11 protein-coding genes are annotated in these 14,605 nt (G+C 27.4%); 5 read left to right on the top strand and 6 right to left on the bottom strand.

All coding sequences use genetic code 11. The features are described from left to right. Positions 1 to 11: 11 nt before the first annotated feature. On the top strand, positions 12 to 848 hold the full coding sequence (locus AC5YGA_RS04915) for an outer membrane protein assembly factor BamD (protein WP_415308015.1): 837 nt from the start codon (positions 12 to 14) through the stop codon (positions 846 to 848). A 1-nt stretch (position 849) separates the two neighbouring features. Then, positions 850 to 2,880, top strand: coding sequence for an NAD-dependent DNA ligase LigA (gene ligA / locus AC5YGA_RS04910; protein WP_415308014.1), 2,031 nt, complete (start codon positions 850 to 852; stop codon positions 2,878 to 2,880). Here ligA and AC5YGA_RS04905 read toward each other — a convergent pair. Together AC5YGA_RS04905 and AC5YGA_RS04900 are read right to left on the bottom strand one after the other, a co-directional pair. Then, a complete protein-coding gene (locus AC5YGA_RS04905; protein ID WP_415308013.1) occupies positions 2,863 to 4,557 on the bottom strand; it encodes a M24 family metallopeptidase in 1,695 nt (564 codons plus the stop codon). The two genes, ligA and AC5YGA_RS04905, sit on opposite strands and share 18 nt — an antisense overlap. Beyond that, entirely contained in the window at positions 4,554 to 6,590 is a 2,037-nt protein-coding gene (locus AC5YGA_RS04900; RefSeq protein ID WP_415308012.1) for an ATP-dependent helicase, read from the bottom strand. The genes AC5YGA_RS04905 and AC5YGA_RS04900 overlap by 4 nt, the downstream gene beginning before the upstream one ends. A 43-nt stretch (positions 6,591 to 6,633) precedes the next feature. Here AC5YGA_RS04900 and AC5YGA_RS04895 point away from each other — a divergent pair, with 43 nt between their 5' ends. Continuing rightward, positions 6,634 to 8,118 carry a hypothetical protein gene (locus AC5YGA_RS04895; RefSeq protein WP_415308011.1) on the top strand — a complete coding sequence of 495 codons (1,485 nt, stop codon included), beginning with the start codon at positions 6,634 to 6,636 and terminating at the stop codon, positions 8,116 to 8,118. Here the strand turns inward: AC5YGA_RS04895 and fumC are convergent. After that, positions 8,106 to 9,494, bottom strand: coding sequence for a class II fumarate hydratase (fumC, locus tag AC5YGA_RS04890; protein WP_415308010.1), 1,389 nt, complete (start codon positions 9,492 to 9,494; stop codon positions 8,106 to 8,108). The two genes, AC5YGA_RS04895 and fumC, sit on opposite strands and share 13 nt — an antisense overlap. Before the next feature lie 67 nt (positions 9,495 to 9,561). Here fumC and AC5YGA_RS04885 point away from each other — a divergent pair, with 67 nt between their 5' ends. After that, complete coding sequence (locus tag AC5YGA_RS04885) at positions 9,562 to 9,933, top strand: pyrophosphohydrolase domain-containing protein (RefSeq protein WP_415308009.1); 372 nt, start codon at positions 9,562 to 9,564, stop codon at positions 9,931 to 9,933. Positions 9,934 to 9,939: 6 nt separating this feature from the next. Here AC5YGA_RS04885 and ygfZ read toward each other — a convergent pair whose 3' ends face one another. Continuing rightward, a complete protein-coding gene (gene ygfZ / locus AC5YGA_RS04880; RefSeq protein WP_415308008.1) occupies positions 9,940 to 10,818 on the bottom strand; it encodes a CAF17-like 4Fe-4S cluster assembly/insertion protein YgfZ in 879 nt (292 codons plus the stop codon). A gap of 49 nt (positions 10,819 to 10,867) precedes the next feature. On the opposite strand from ygfZ, the gene AC5YGA_RS04875 reads away from it, so the two are divergent. Continuing rightward, positions 10,868 to 12,172, top strand: a complete 1,305-nt coding sequence (locus tag AC5YGA_RS04875; protein WP_415308007.1) for a dihydroorotase — start codon at positions 10,868 to 10,870, stop codon at positions 12,170 to 12,172. On the opposite strand, the gene AC5YGA_RS04870 is transcribed toward AC5YGA_RS04875, so the two are convergent. Next, positions 12,169 to 12,501 (bottom strand): DMT family transporter, encoded by a 333-nt coding sequence (locus AC5YGA_RS04870; RefSeq protein ID WP_415308006.1) that lies wholly within the window; start codon positions 12,499 to 12,501, stop codon positions 12,169 to 12,171. The two genes, AC5YGA_RS04875 and AC5YGA_RS04870, sit on opposite strands and share 4 nt — an antisense overlap. After that, on the bottom strand, positions 12,501 to 14,396 hold the full coding sequence (locus tag AC5YGA_RS04865) for a propionyl-CoA synthetase (RefSeq protein ID WP_415308005.1): 1,896 nt from the start codon (positions 14,394 to 14,396) through the stop codon (positions 12,501 to 12,503). The genes AC5YGA_RS04870 and AC5YGA_RS04865 overlap by 1 nt, the downstream gene beginning before the upstream one ends. Between the last annotated feature and the right edge of the window lie 209 nt (positions 14,397 to 14,605).

Here is a 14,605-nt window from a genome sequence, read left to right as displayed (position 1 = left end):
AAAATATTAGAATGAAATACTTTTATAAATTATTGTTATTATTATTTATATTTAATTTTACATCATGTTCAAAAAAAGTTGATGAAAGTATTTTAATCAAAGAACAAGATTTAGATTTACAAATGATTGAGTCTTATAAAGAAGGATTAGAGGAATTAAATAAAGGAGATGTAATTTTAGCTGCCCAAAAGTTTAATGAAGCAGAGCTTTTATACCCACAATCTATTTGGGCCCCCAAGTCTTTATTGATGGCAGCTTACTCTTATTATTCTCAAGAATACTACCCAGATGCCATATATGAATTAGAGCGATATTTTAAAACCTATCCTAACGATAAAAACAAAGGTTATGCATCTTATTTAATTGCAGTTTGTTATTATGAGTCAATAATAGATGAAAAAAAAGATTTGAAATCGATAATAAAAGCAAAAGAAAAGTTCAATTTAGTTTTAAATAATTATCCCAAAAGTGATTTTGCAATGGATGCGAAATTTAAACTGGATTTAATTCAAGATATAATGGCCTCAAAAGAAATTTATGTAGGAAGACATTATGTAAAAAAAGAAAAATGGATACCTGCAATAAATAGATTTAAAAAAGTTGTAACCGACTATGATACAACAATATATGTTGAGGAGGCAATTCATCGATTGGTAGAAATTCATTATAAAATTGGAATGATAGATGAAGCAAAAAAGTATGCAACACTCCTAGGTTATAATTATGGATCTGGTGAGTGGTATAAAAAATCCTATTTGGTATTTAATAAAGAATATGAAAATCCATCAAAAAAAATAAAAAAGAAAGATAGTTATTTAATAAAAAAATTTAAATCTCTTGTAGATTAAAATGAAAAATGAAGAAATTCAAAAAAAGTATTTAAAAAAAATTGATCAAATTAAAAAACATAATAAGCATTATTATGATAGAGATAAGTCAATAATATCAGATCAAGAATATGATTACCTTAAAAAAGAAATAGTAGACCTAGAAAATGAGTATAGTTTTTTAAAAAGCAATGAATCTCCAACAAAATCTGTTGGATATAAACCTTCAAAAAATTTTAAAAAAGTAAAACATAAAGTTCCAATGCTATCTCTTGCGAATGCTTTTGATGAAGAGGATTTACAAAACTTTGAAAAAAAAGTTATTAATTTTTTAAGTTTAAAAAAAACAAGCATAATTGCCTATAGTACGGAACCCAAAATTGATGGAATATCTGCCTCACTAACTTATTTTAATGGAAAATTTATACAAGGTCTTTCAAGGGGCGATGGTACAGAGGGTGAGGATATAACCCAAAATCTAAAAACTATTAAAGATATCCCTCAAGAGATAACTGCAGCAAATTTTCCTAAAGAAATTGATATTAGAGGTGAGGTATTTATAGAAAATGATGATTTTAAAAAAATCAATGAAAAATTCGCTAACCCTAGAAATGCTGCATCAGGATCGTTGAGACAAAAGAGCTCAACAGTTACAGCCAGAATTCCACTTAAATTTATTGCATATACTTATGGATATGTTGATGAAATGAATATTCTTAGTCAAACAGATTTTTTGAATAATTTGAAATTGTGGGGATTTAAAATAAACCCTTTTAATAAAAAAATTTCAGGCATTAAAAACTTAATACGTAATCATAAAAAATTGGAAGAAAAGAGAAAAGAAATAGCATTTGATATCGATGGTGTTGTTTATAAAGTTAATAATTTTAATTTACAAAAAAGGCTAGGTTTTGCAGCTAATGCACCTAGATGGGCAATCGCACATAAGTTTTCTGCTAATAGCTCTGTATCTGAAATAATAAATATTGAAATTCAAATAGGTAGAACAGGGGCACTTACACCAGTTGCAAAAATCAAGCCAGTTAATATTGGAGGTGTGGTTGTTTCAAATGCAACACTACATAATGAGGATGAAATCATTAGAAAAGACTTAAGAATTGGAGACACTGTTACTATTGAGCGAGCTGGAGACGTAATACCTCATGTAATTTCAGTAGATATTAAAAAAAGAGACAAAAAGTCAAAAAAATTTATTTTCCCATTAAGTTGTCCGTCATGTGGAAGTAAAACAATAAAGGATTATAATGAGACAACCAAAAAACAAGATGCCGTGAGAAGGTGTTCGAGTGAAGGATACGAATGTGAAAAAATTGCAATAGAAAAAATAAAACATTTTGTATCAAAGGAAGCATTTAATATTGATGGTTTTGGAAAAAAAATTGTTGAAAACTTTTGGAACTTAAAATTAATCAGGTTACCACAAGACATTTTTAATCTTGATTATCATAAGATAGAACAATTAGAAGGTTGGGGAAAATTATCTGTAACAAATTTAAAGTTTTTTATAAATCAAAAAAAAAAAATTTCTCTAGAAAGATTTATCTACTCATTAGGTATAAGGCACATAGGACAAGAAAATGCTAAAATTATCGCTAAACATCTAAAAAATTCAGAAAATTTTTTTAAATTATCAGATGAAAAAAATGCAGAAAGTTTATTTAACATAGATGGAATTGGGGCAACACAAATTCAATCAATTAAAAATTTTTTTTTAAATAGAATAAACTTAAAAGTTATGTTTGAATTAAAAAAAAATCTCGAAATAGAGAAAGCAGTACTAATAGATAATAAAGGCTTACTAAAAAATAAAACATTTATGTTTACTGGAAAACTTAATGGAATTAGTAGAGCGGAAGCTAAATCTTTAATTGAAAAAAATTCTGGAAAAATAATTAGTAATGTAAATAAGAAACTTGACTATTTAATTGTAGGTGAAAAAGCAACTACAAAAAAAATTAATATAGCAAAAGAATTAAATATAAAAATTTTAGAGCAAAAAGAATGGATGGAATTATTAAATAAAACTAGCTAACCATTTTCTTTCTTTTTTATTTAATGAAGCTGAGTGTTCAGAGTAAATACGTAAATGATATCTAAACAGATAATCTTTTTCTACTTTATTTAATAATTTATAATTAATTAAATCTTTTTCCACAGGTGCCAAAGTAAGATTTTCAAAAAACAATCTACTTCTTAATTTTCTTACATATACTAAATTTTCAATTCTAATCCCAAAGTGATTTTTTTTATAATAACCGGGCTCATTACTTAAAATCATACCTTTTTCAATTTTTACAGTATTATGTTTAGAAATTGACTGAGGTCCTTCGTGCACGTTTAAAAAGAAACCAACTCCATGACCTGTTCCGTGTGCGTAATCTAAGCCTTCTTTTTTTAAAAACTTTCTAGCGTTAATATCAATTTTTTTTCCTGTATTGTCCTTATTTAAGTCAGTAAGAGCAACAGCAATGTGACCCTTTAAAACATTAGTATAGGCATTTTTTATGTATTGTTTTTGATTAGCAAAACAAATTGTTCTTGTTACATCTGTAGTTCCGAAATTATATTGGCCACCAGAGTCAACCAATAAAATGTCTTTTTTACTAATCTTTTTTGTAGTTTTGGGTGTCGCTCTGTAATGAACAATAGCACCATTTGAACCAGAACCAGCTATAGTATTAAAACTTGGAAATAAATAATCTTTATTAAGCTTTCTAAATCTTTCTAATTTATTTTGTGCCTCAATCTCTGTTATGTTTTTTTTATTTATATTTTTTATCCAATAAATAAATCTTGTTAGAGCCAAGCCATCTTTTTTATGTGCTTTAATCATATGATTAACTTCATATGAATTTTTTATTGATTTTAATTTATAAATTGGATCACATTTATTTAAAATTTTAAATTTAGATTTGATTATATTTTCATAAAAAATTGAACAAGACTTATCATCAATTATAAATTTTTTTCCATTTAAATTATTAATTACGTTTGGAAGATTTTTTATTTCGACAACATCTTTTTTATTTATTTTTTTTTCTTTAATAATTTTTTTTGCATTATCTTTTTTAGTTATTAAAAATAATTTTTTATTTTTATCTACAATTAATCTGGCATTAGGTATTGGGCTATTTGGATTATCATATCCCCTTATATTTAAAAGCCAAGCAACATTTTCTGGAGCACTTACAAATAAGTAGTCAGCGTTATTTAATTTTAAATAATTTACTATTTTTAAAATTTTTTTATTATGTGATTCATGAACCACCTCTTTTTTTAAAGAATAGAATGGTTTAGTTATTTTTTCTTTAAATCTAAATATCTGGTCAATTAAATTGTCATTAACTGGAATAAGATTATTATTTGAAAAATAATTTTTAAGATTTTTTGATGTAAAAACTTTTGGATCATATCCCAAATCAAGGTTTCTAATAATAGTATTAGGTAGATTTTTATGAATTTCAATTATATTAAAATTTTTGGAAGATTCTTGTGCTGCTTGAATAGTGTATCTTCCATCAACAAATAAATAATTTTTTTTTTTGAGTATGACAACGATACCAGCTGAACCTGAAAAATTACTGATATTTTTTAATCTATCATTTTTTGCATATTCTGAAAAATATTCATCATTTTTTGGAACAATATAGCCATCGATTTTAAAATTTAAGAATTTGTTTCTTAAGATTTTGATTTTATTTTTTATCATTTGATTCTTTTTTGATATCTTATCCAACCAGGGCTTCTTTTTCCTTCATCAATTTCAAAGTCTTGATTAAATTCAAAGTCATTATCATCATCTTTTGATTCATCAAAAAACGAATTTTTTTCTAAATTTTTTTCTGGCAATTCATCAATAAATCTAGATGCCATACTGTCTATCCAGTTTCCTTGATAAAATCTATTCATGGCAAATGATATTAACGCTTTTTTTTTAGCCCTAGTTATACCAACATAAGCCAACCTTCTTTCTTCCTCAAGTCCATTTTGACCTTTTTCTTCAATAGATTTTTGATGAGGAAAAAGTCCCTCTTCCCATCCTGGCAAAAATACTACATCAAATTCAAGGCCTTTTGAACCGTGCATTGTCATCATGTTAATCTTTTCTCCGTCCCAATCCTGATCTATAGATGTCGCTAGAGCTACATGCTCTAAAAAAGCTTCTAAGCTGTCAAACTCCTTCATTGCACTCAAAAGTTCTTTTATATTTTCTAGTCTACTTTCATTTTCTAAATCTTTTTTATTTTTAAGCATAGCTGAATAACCAGACTCATCCAAAACTAATTGTAAAAGCTTAATGTGATTAATCTTTTTTATATTAATATCGTTTCTCCACTTATCCATTAAAAATAAAAAGGTATTTAAGCCTATTTTAGTTTTTGGTTTTATTAAATTCTGTTCTATTAACTGTTTAGAGGCAATCTCTAAACTTACTGAATTATCTTTTGAAAATTGATGTATTAATTTTATAGTACTTTCTCCTATTGATCTTTTAGGAATATTTACTATTCTGCCAAAAGCTAAATCATCTTTTGGTTGATTAATTAACCTTAAATATGCAACACAATCTTTAATTTCTGCTCTTTCATAAAATTTTGTACCACCCAAAATTCTATAAGGTAATCCAATTTTTAAAAATCTTTCTTCAAATTCTCTTGTTTGAAATATAGCTCTCACTAAAATTGCAATATTGTTAAAAGAATATTTATTTTTAAGGTTTTTTTCTATTTCATCAGAAATTCCTATCGCTTCATCTTTTCCATTTTTAAAACAATTAAGTTTAACAAGATCACCTTCTTTCATAGATGTTTTTAAAGTTTTACCAACCCTATTTTGGTTATTTGCAATAAGGTTAGATGCAACTGATAAAATATTTTGAGATGATCTGTAATTTTCTTCTAGTCTTATTACTTTTGAATTATTATAAACCTGATCAAATTCTAAAAAATTTTTAATTTCTGCACCTCGCCAGCTATATATAGATTGATCATCATCACCAACACAGCAAAGATTTTTATGTTTTTCCGACAATAAGTAAAGCCATCTACTTTGTATATAATTTGTATCTTGATATTCATCAACTAGTATATACTTAAAATTATTTGAATAAATTTCTCTTATATCTAAATTTCTTTCTAAAATTTTTACAACATGTAAAATTAAATCACCAAAGTCACATGCGTTCAGATCTAATAGTTTTTGTTGATAAACTTTATACAGAGGAATTATAGTTTTTTCATATATGTCATTTTTATTAATAATGACCTCATTTGGATAAAACCCTTTATTTTTCCATCTATCAATAATCGATAAAATATATTTAGGAGCTAATTGTTTGATATCAATATTTTCTGCCTTGCAAATATTTTTGATTAAACGCACTTGATCATCAGTATCAATAATAGTAAAATTAGATGTAAGTCCAGCAGCAGGAGCATGTTTTCTTAATAATTTTGCACAAATAGAATGAAATGTTCCAAGCCAGGATAAGCCTATAGCTTCAGAATTCAGTATAGAGCTGACTCTATTTTGCATTTCTTTCGCAGCTTTATTTGTGAAGGTTACAGACAGTATTTGATTAGGAAACGCTTTTTTTTCATTTATTATATGTGCTATTCTTGAGGTTAAAACCTTAGTTTTTCCAGAACCAGCTCCAGCAACTATAAGTAATGGACCATCAAGGTATAAAACAGCCTCTTTTTGAGCATTATTAAGGTTCTTTAAATATTCTAAGTTTATCATTTTTAAAATTTCATTATAAGTTAATCAAATTTCAACATTATTTATGAAACAAATTGTAAAAAATTTTAATAACCTAGTTAAAAAGACAATATTCAAAGTTGAGAATAAAACAAATAATAAATTCATAATTAGTAGCTTTAATAAATTTTTAATAACTTTTATTAGTCTATTATTTCTTTATCTATTCTATTTATCAATACCTATTTTATACAAAAAAAGTTGGATTCAAAAAAATATAGAAATTCAAATACGCAATGAATTTAAAATAAATTTAAGCACGTCCTCTGATATTTCTTACCGAATTCTTCCTTCCCCACATTTTTTAATTCAAAACTCTAAAATATTATTAGGTGATTCCAAAAATCTGAAATCGATTGCTGATGTTAAAACTTTAAGAGTTTTTATAAGTCAAAAAAATTTTTTTAATAAAGAAAAAATGAGCCTAAAGAAACTCCTTATTGATAAAGCTAATTTTTCTTTATTAAGAAAAGAATTTAAAATTCTAAACAAACATTCCAAGAGACAATTTTCAAATAAAAAAATTAAGATCAATAATAGTAATATTTTTCTTAAAGATAATTTAAGCGAGATAATTGCAATTATAAAAATAGATAAAGCGGCACTATTTTTTGACAATGAAAAAAAATTAAATTTATTTAAATTAAAAGGAAATACTTTTGGTGTTCCTTTTGTTTTTGACTTTGAAAATAAAAATAATTCTATAGATAATACGAAAATTAATTTTGAGGCTAAATCGCTTAATTTAAATATCTTTAATGAATTTATTCATGAAGATTCTAGTTCTAGTTTTGGAAAAATAATTATTTCAATTTTAAATTCTACATTTAAAACAAAATATAATGTCAAAGAAAAGTTAATTACCTTTACATCTGACAATACTAAATTGAACAATTCAAAAATTAATTATAGTGGTAAATTATCAATTAATCCTTTTGATTTAGATTTAAATATTAACTTGGGAAATTATAAAATATTTCAATTATTTAATTTAAACCCTATTTTTAAGGAATTTATTGAGTCAAAATTACTATTTAATGACAACCTAAGTTTAAAAATATCTGCACTCGCTAGCACAAATGTAAAAAATCAAATATTTCAGAATGCCAATATCAATCTTAATATTGTTAATGGTAAAATTAATTTTGATAAAACAATATTGACTAATGATGACATAGGATTATTAGAGCTGAATAAAAGTAATTTATATTTTGAAAATGATAAATTAATTTTAAACACTAATTTATTTCTTGATATTAAAAACTCTGATCGTTTATTCTCTTTTCTTAATACTAGCAAAAAATCTAGGAAAAAAATTAAAAATATTTTAATTAATTTAGATTATGACTTTTCGAGTAATGAGATTAAGTTTAATAAAGTTAAGATTGATAATAGGGTGTTGGGAGATCAATTTTTAAATATAATAGAAGGTTTTAGTAATAATAATTCAAACAATTTAATTAAAACTAGACGGTTGTTAAATAAACTACTTAGTATTTATGAGGGGTAGATCATTTTACTTGGATTAACTATTTGCTCATAATCTTTTTCTTTAATAAGGCCTGTTTTTAGAGTTTCATACCTTAGTGTAGTTCCATTCTTCAAAGCTGTTTTTGCTATTTTTGCGGCGTTATCATATCCTATATGTGGAGCAAGAGCCGTTACTAACATCAAAGAATTATCCAAGTGTTCTTTAATTTTTTTTTTGTTAGCTTTAATTCCTTTAACACAATAAAGAGCAAAGTTTTTAGTGCTATCTGCAATAAGGTCTATTGATTGAAGCACGTTATGAGCAATTAATGGTTTGAATACATTTAACTCAAAGTGTCCATGAGACCCAGCCAATGTAATTCCTGTGTGGTTGCCAATCACTTTAACACAAACCATTGTTACAGCCTCACATTGTGTAGGATTAACTTTGCCAGGCATAATAGATGAACCAGGTTCATTTTCTGGAAGTATTAATTCTCCATACCCCGCTCTAGGTCCTGAACCCAAAAATCTTATATCATTTGAGATTTTCATTAATGCAACAGCACAAGTGTTCAATGTCCCTGAAAAATTAACAATTGAGTCATGAGCTGCTAGTTCTGCAAATTTATTTTTAGCTGGCTTAAAAGGTATTTTTGTATAATTAGCTATTTCTTTAACAATTTTTTTATCAAAACCTTTTTTAGAGTTAATGCCTGTTCCAACAGCTGTTCCTCCCTGTGCAAGAAAATATATTTCTTTAAGAGCATACTCTATTCTTTCAATGCATTTTTTTAATTGAACTTGATACCCTGAGAATTCTTGACCAAGAGATAGTGGTGTTGCATCTTGTAAGTGAGTCCTACCAATTTTTATAATATCTTTAAATTCTTTAGATTTCCTAGATAATTCTTTTTCTAAAGTTTTTAAACTAGGCAATAATTTAGATATAGTTTCTTGTGCCACAGATATATGCATAGCTGTAGGAAAAACATCATTAGTAGACTGAGATTTATTAACATGATCATTTGGGTGTATAGGTTTTTTTGATCCTTTTTTGCCACCCATAATTTCAATGGCCCTATTTGCAATTACCTCATTAACATTCATATTTGTTTGAGTACCAGAGCCAGTTTGCCAGACTTTTAAAGGAAAATTTCCATCTAATTTTCCTTTAATAACTTCCTCTGAAGCTTTTATTATTAAATTAGTTATTTTTTTATTAATTTGTTTTTCCTTGTAGTGAACTAGAGCAGCAGATCTCTTTATAATTGCAATAGATTTTATTATTGAAATATTAACTAGGATTTTTCCAATATTAAAAAATTTGTTTGATCTTTGAGTAGATGCCCCCCAATATTTATCACTGGGTACATTAATACTTCCTATGCTATCAAATTCTTTTCTTAATTTCATTGATTAATATATAATTAATAATTTATTATACCTATATATTAAATTTTATAAAACTTATAGGAGCTAAATGTCAAATTTTAACAAAGTAAAAACTTTCATGGAAACCTTTGGTCAAGAAGTCAAAACTAAACCTTCTTTTAGCACCGATAAGATTAATACCCTCAGATATGATCTAATTAATGAAGAGTTAGAGGAACTTAAAGTTGCAATGAAAAATAAAGACCTTTTAGAAGTTGCTGATGCTTTAACAGATATACTATATGTAACATATGGAGCTGGGCATGCGTTTGGCATAAATCTTGATAGATGTTTTGAGGAAGTACAAAACTCAAATATGAGTAAGTTAGGTGAAGACAACAAGCCTATATATAATGAATCTGGAAAAGTTATGAAGGGACCAAAATATTTTAAACCAGACTTAACTAAGTTTGTTAAATAGTTACCCTTAGATCCAGTAAGGTTTTCTAATCTTTATTTTAGCATTTTTAGTTTTAAATTCTATTTGATTAATAAAATGATCATTTAAATATTTAATTAAAGCATAAGGATATTCATCATTTATCAAAATTTTCCCTACTTCGAATTCACTATTGTAGATTAAATCATCTTGATTTAATTTTCCTTCTATTAATTCAACTGGCAATAATCTTTTTGAAAGTTTATTTTTTAATTTAATCCTGGCAGTATTTTCTTGTCCAACATAACACCCTTTTTTAAAATCTATTCCATTCAGCTCATCAAAATTGCACTCAATACCAAATAATTTATTTTGTAATTTATTCATATTTTTTTGAGCTATTCCTAGCTCATGACTTAATTTATAATAATCATTAACTGGAGAATCTTTTAACTCTAATTTCTTTAAAGATAGATAAAGTTTTTCTAAATTAATAATAAGTCTTGCTCCCAAATTTTTATTCCTTGGATCCAGTAGAATAGAGTCTTCTCTATATTTAATTGTATTCCCAGGCGTATCTTTTGTTCCTTCAAATTTTAAAAATTTTTCTCTATTGAATGCAGCAACAACAAATTCATTGCTTAAATTCATAATCTCAACTTTAGATCTAAGTTTGTAGGTATTTAATTGCTTAAAGAGAGCTTCTGTCTGAGATTTTTCAGAATCAATGAAGTATCCAGACTTATATTTTACTACAATAAACGAAAATAAAAACTTACCTTGAGGACTTAACAGTGATGCAAAACAACTATTATCTTCATTAACCTTATTAATGTCATTGCTAATCATATTTTGTAAAAATTCTTTAGCGTCTGTTCCATTTATATAGAGAATTCCTCTATCTTCTAAAATATATACTTTTTGCATATTCATAATTGATTGATGTCTAAATATAATATAATTACTTTTTTCATAAATGTTAGATCTAATAATCAAAAATGGTTCATGCTACATAGATAAAGATCTTAAAGATCAAGATATAGCAATTAAAGATGGTAAAATTATAAAAATTGGTCAAATTGATATTGAAACGAAAGAGATTTTTGATGCTAAAGGGTTAACTGTTTTGCCAGGATGCATTGATACACAAACTCATTTTAGAGAACCTGGGTCAACAGATACTGAAGATTTACACTCAGGAAGTAGGGCAGCAATTGTTGGAGGAATAACGAGCGTTTTTGAGATGCCAAATACCAACCCTCCAACTTCTAATAAAATAGAATTTCAAAAGAAATTAGATCTTGCAAAAAATAGGATGTATTGCAATTATGCTTTTTACTTTGGTGCAACACCAGATAACGCTGACGAGTTGGCAGACTTAAAAAACTTAGAAGGATGTTGTGGAATTAAGCTTTTTGCTGGTTCTTCAACGGGGAATCTATTGGTTCAATTTGAAGAGGATATTGAAAAAGTATTTAAAAGTAGTTCTAAAGTTGTTGCGGTACACTCTGAAGATGAAGCAATTTTAAATATTAATAAAAAATTAATTAAAAAAGGAGATGTTCATTCACACCCAATTTGGAGAAGTGCTGAATGTGCAATCTCATCTACTAGAAGAATAGTTAGAATTGCCGAGCGATATAAGAAAAAAGCTCATATTCTTCATATTACCACAAAAGAAGAGATTGATTTTCTATCACAACACAAAGGCAACATAACATTTGAGATTACCCCACAACACTTAACAATCTATGCTCCAGATTGTTATGATAAACTTGGAACTTATGCTCAAATGAATCCACCTCTAAGAGACAAGTCTCATTATGATAGATTGTGGTATGGAGTAAAAAATAATCTTAATGATACAATTGGATCTGATCATGCTCCACACCTAAAAGAGAATAAAGAAAAAAAATATCCAAACTCACCATCTGGTATGCCTGGTGTTCAAACACTTTTACCAGTTATGTTAAACCATGTTAATGATGGAAAATTAACTTTAGAACAATTAATGAATTCTATATGTGAAAATCCAATTAAGATTTTTGGGATTAAAAATAAAGGTTTTATAAAAGAGGGATTTGATGCTGATTTCACAATTGTAGATATGAACAAGACAATTGAAATTAAAAATGAAAATATTGAGAGTAAGTGTGGCTGGTCACCTTTTGATGGATACGAATTTAAAGGTACACCAGTAGCAACAATTATTAATGGCCAAGTTAAAATGAGAGATGGTAAAATTTTAGGTGACCCTGAAGGCAAACCTCTAAAATTTTAGATAGTTTTTACTGAAAAGCTATTTACAAGCACTACCCCAAAAACAATAAAGAACAATCCTAATACAGTCTGCCAAGATAATGATTGTTTAAAGAAAACATATCCCAATATTGCAACTGTGAATACTCCAAGACCACTCCATGTTGCGTAAACAATTGCGATTGGAATTTTATCAACTACAAAAGTTATAAGATAAAAGGATAACAAATAAAAAACTGCAAGGGTAGCAGTTGGAATAATTTTTGTAAAATTTTGTGAAACAGGCAACAACATCGTTCCACCTACTTCCAAAAAAATTGCAACTACTAAAATTAAATATGTTTTAATCATTACTTAAGAATATTATTTTTAATTAAGTCTTCTTTTATTTCAGCTAAGATAGCTGGATCATCAATTGTTGCTGGTGTTTTATACTCTTCTCTGTCAGCAATTTTTCTAATAGTTCCTCTTAATATTTTACCAGATCTTGTTTTTGGTAATCTCTTAATAACGATTGCAATTTTAAATGCAGCAACAGGTCCAATAGCGTCTCTAACCATTTTTATACATTCTTTTGAAATAGTTTCGTTATCTTTTTTGACACCTGTCTTAAGGACTATGAGCCCTATTGGTAATTGCCCTTTTAATTTATCTGCAATCCCTAATACAGCACACTCCGCTACTGATTGATGTTCGGAAAGAACTTCTTCAATTGCACCAGTTGATAACCTATGACCTGCAACATTTATAATATCATCTGTTCTAGACATAATCCAAATGTATCCATCTTCATCAATATGACCTGCATCATAAGTTTCATAGTAACCATCATAGTTAGTCATATAGTTGTCCTTATATCTTTCATCCGCATTCCATAATGTTGGAAAAGTTCCTGGAGGAAGAGGAAGTTTTACAACTATATCTCCCATTTCATTTGGTTTAGCTATAGTTTGATCTGGCTTCATGATTTGAACATCATATCCAGGCACTGCCTTACAAGCTGAGCCATATTTTGTTTTCATCATTTCAATTCCTGTACAATTAGAACTAATTGCCCAACTCGTTTCAGTTTGCCACCAATGGTCAATTACTGGAACTTTTAATAAATTTTCTGCCCATTTAATTGTATCTGGGTCGGCTCTTTCACCAGCTAAAAATAATGACTCAAATTTACTTAAATCATATTTAGAAAAAAACTTACCATCAGGATCTTCTTTTTTAATAGCTCTAAAGGCAGTTGGAGCTGTAAAAAGGGATTTTACTTTATAGTCTGAAATTATTTTCCAAAAAGCACCAGCATCAGGAGTGCCAACAGGCTTACCTTCAAATAATACTGTAGTACAACCTTTAAATAAAGGTGCGTAAACAATATAAGAGTGCCCAACAATCCATCCAATATCACTTGCTGACCACCAGACATCGTCAGCATTAATATTGTAGATATTTTTCATAGTCCATTTCAGAGCAACTATATGACCACCAATATCTCTAACGATTCCTTTAGGAACGCCTGTAGTTCCTGAGGTATATAAAATATAAGCCAAATCATTTGAATTCATTTCAACACAATCTACTTCTTTTGCATTTGAAAGTGCCTCACCCCAACTGATTTCTTTTGGAGCATTAAGTTCGACCGTATGGTCTATTCTTTGAAATAAGATCATTTTATCTATTTTATGAGAAGCCATCTTAATTGCTGCATCAACCAATGGTTTATATTCAACAGTTTTTCCAGGCTCAAAGCCACATGAAGCTGTAACTATTACTTTTGCTTTACTGTCATCAATTCTGCTAGCAAGTTCATTTGAGGCAAACCCTCCAAACACTACAGAGTGAATTGCTCCAATTCTCCCACATGCTAACATTGCTATAACTGCCTCTGGAATCATAGGCATGTAGATTATAACCCTATCACCTTTGTCAACTCCTTGATTTCTTAGAGCTCCCGCAAATTTTGAAACCTTTTCTCTTAATTTTTTGTAGGTAAACTGCTTTTTGTTTCCAGTTATTGGGCTGTCATAAATTAAAGCTAGTTTGTCACCTCTGCCTTGATCGATATGAATGTCTAAAGCATTGTAGCAAGTGTTGGTAACACCATCTTCAAACCATTTATAAAAGGGTGGGTTAGATTTATTTAAAATCTTAGTAGGTTTTTTAAACCAAAAGATATCATTAGATACTTCTTGCCAAAAATTTTCAGGATTTTTTAGAGAATTTTGGTAAATATCATTAAATTTTTTTGACATATTAATTGATTCTATTTTGTTAGTTTTCTAAGCTTATTAAATTAAAAATTGTATTAAAATTTAAAAAGTAAGTAAAATCAATACAAATTAGACACAATTAAACCTTCTAAAAACTAGATAACTTTGATAGTTAACCATCAACATGATTTAAGCGTTTGTTTAAGTCTAGTTTATATAAACTAAAAGTTAAAAACTAACAAAAGAGGGAG

This window comes from Candidatus Pelagibacter sp. uisw_091 (assembly GCF_059512525.1).
The sequence above is the reverse complement of the archived record's forward strand: the minus strand, read 5'-3'. Positions and strand labels throughout refer to the sequence as shown.

What these genes read in the sequence shown, in the direction of transcription:
- ligA (WP_415308014.1), top strand. Translation starts at nt 850, where the DNA reads ATGAAAAATGAAGAAATTCAAAAAAAGTATTTAAAAAAAATTGATCAA.
- fumC (WP_415308010.1), bottom strand. Translation starts at nt 9,494, where the DNA reads ATGAAATTAAGAAAAGAATTTGATAGCATAGGAAGTATTAATGTACCC.
- AC5YGA_RS04870 (WP_415308006.1), bottom strand. Translation starts at nt 12,501, where the DNA reads ATGATTAAAACATATTTAATTTTAGTAGTTGCAATTTTTTTGGAAGTA.
- AC5YGA_RS04900 (WP_415308012.1), bottom strand. Translation starts at nt 6,590, where the DNA reads ATGATAAACTTAGAATATTTAAAGAACCTTAATAATGCTCAAAAAGAG.
- AC5YGA_RS04865 (WP_415308005.1), bottom strand. Translation starts at nt 14,396, where the DNA reads ATGTCAAAAAAATTTAATGATATTTACCAAAATTCTCTAAAAAATCCT.
- ygfZ (WP_415308008.1), bottom strand. Translation starts at nt 10,818, where the DNA reads ATGCAAAAAGTATATATTTTAGAAGATAGAGGAATTCTCTATATAAAT.
- AC5YGA_RS04885 (WP_415308009.1), top strand. Translation starts at nt 9,562, where the DNA reads ATGTCAAATTTTAACAAAGTAAAAACTTTCATGGAAACCTTTGGTCAA.
- AC5YGA_RS04875 (WP_415308007.1), top strand. Translation starts at nt 10,868, where the DNA reads ATGTTAGATCTAATAATCAAAAATGGTTCATGCTACATAGATAAAGAT.
- AC5YGA_RS04895 (WP_415308011.1), top strand. Translation starts at nt 6,634, where the DNA reads ATGAAACAAATTGTAAAAAATTTTAATAACCTAGTTAAAAAGACAATA.
- AC5YGA_RS04915 (WP_415308015.1), top strand. Translation starts at nt 12, where the DNA reads ATGAAATACTTTTATAAATTATTGTTATTATTATTTATATTTAATTTT.
- AC5YGA_RS04905 (WP_415308013.1), bottom strand. Translation starts at nt 4,557, where the DNA reads ATGATAAAAAATAAAATCAAAATCTTAAGAAACAAATTCTTAAATTTT.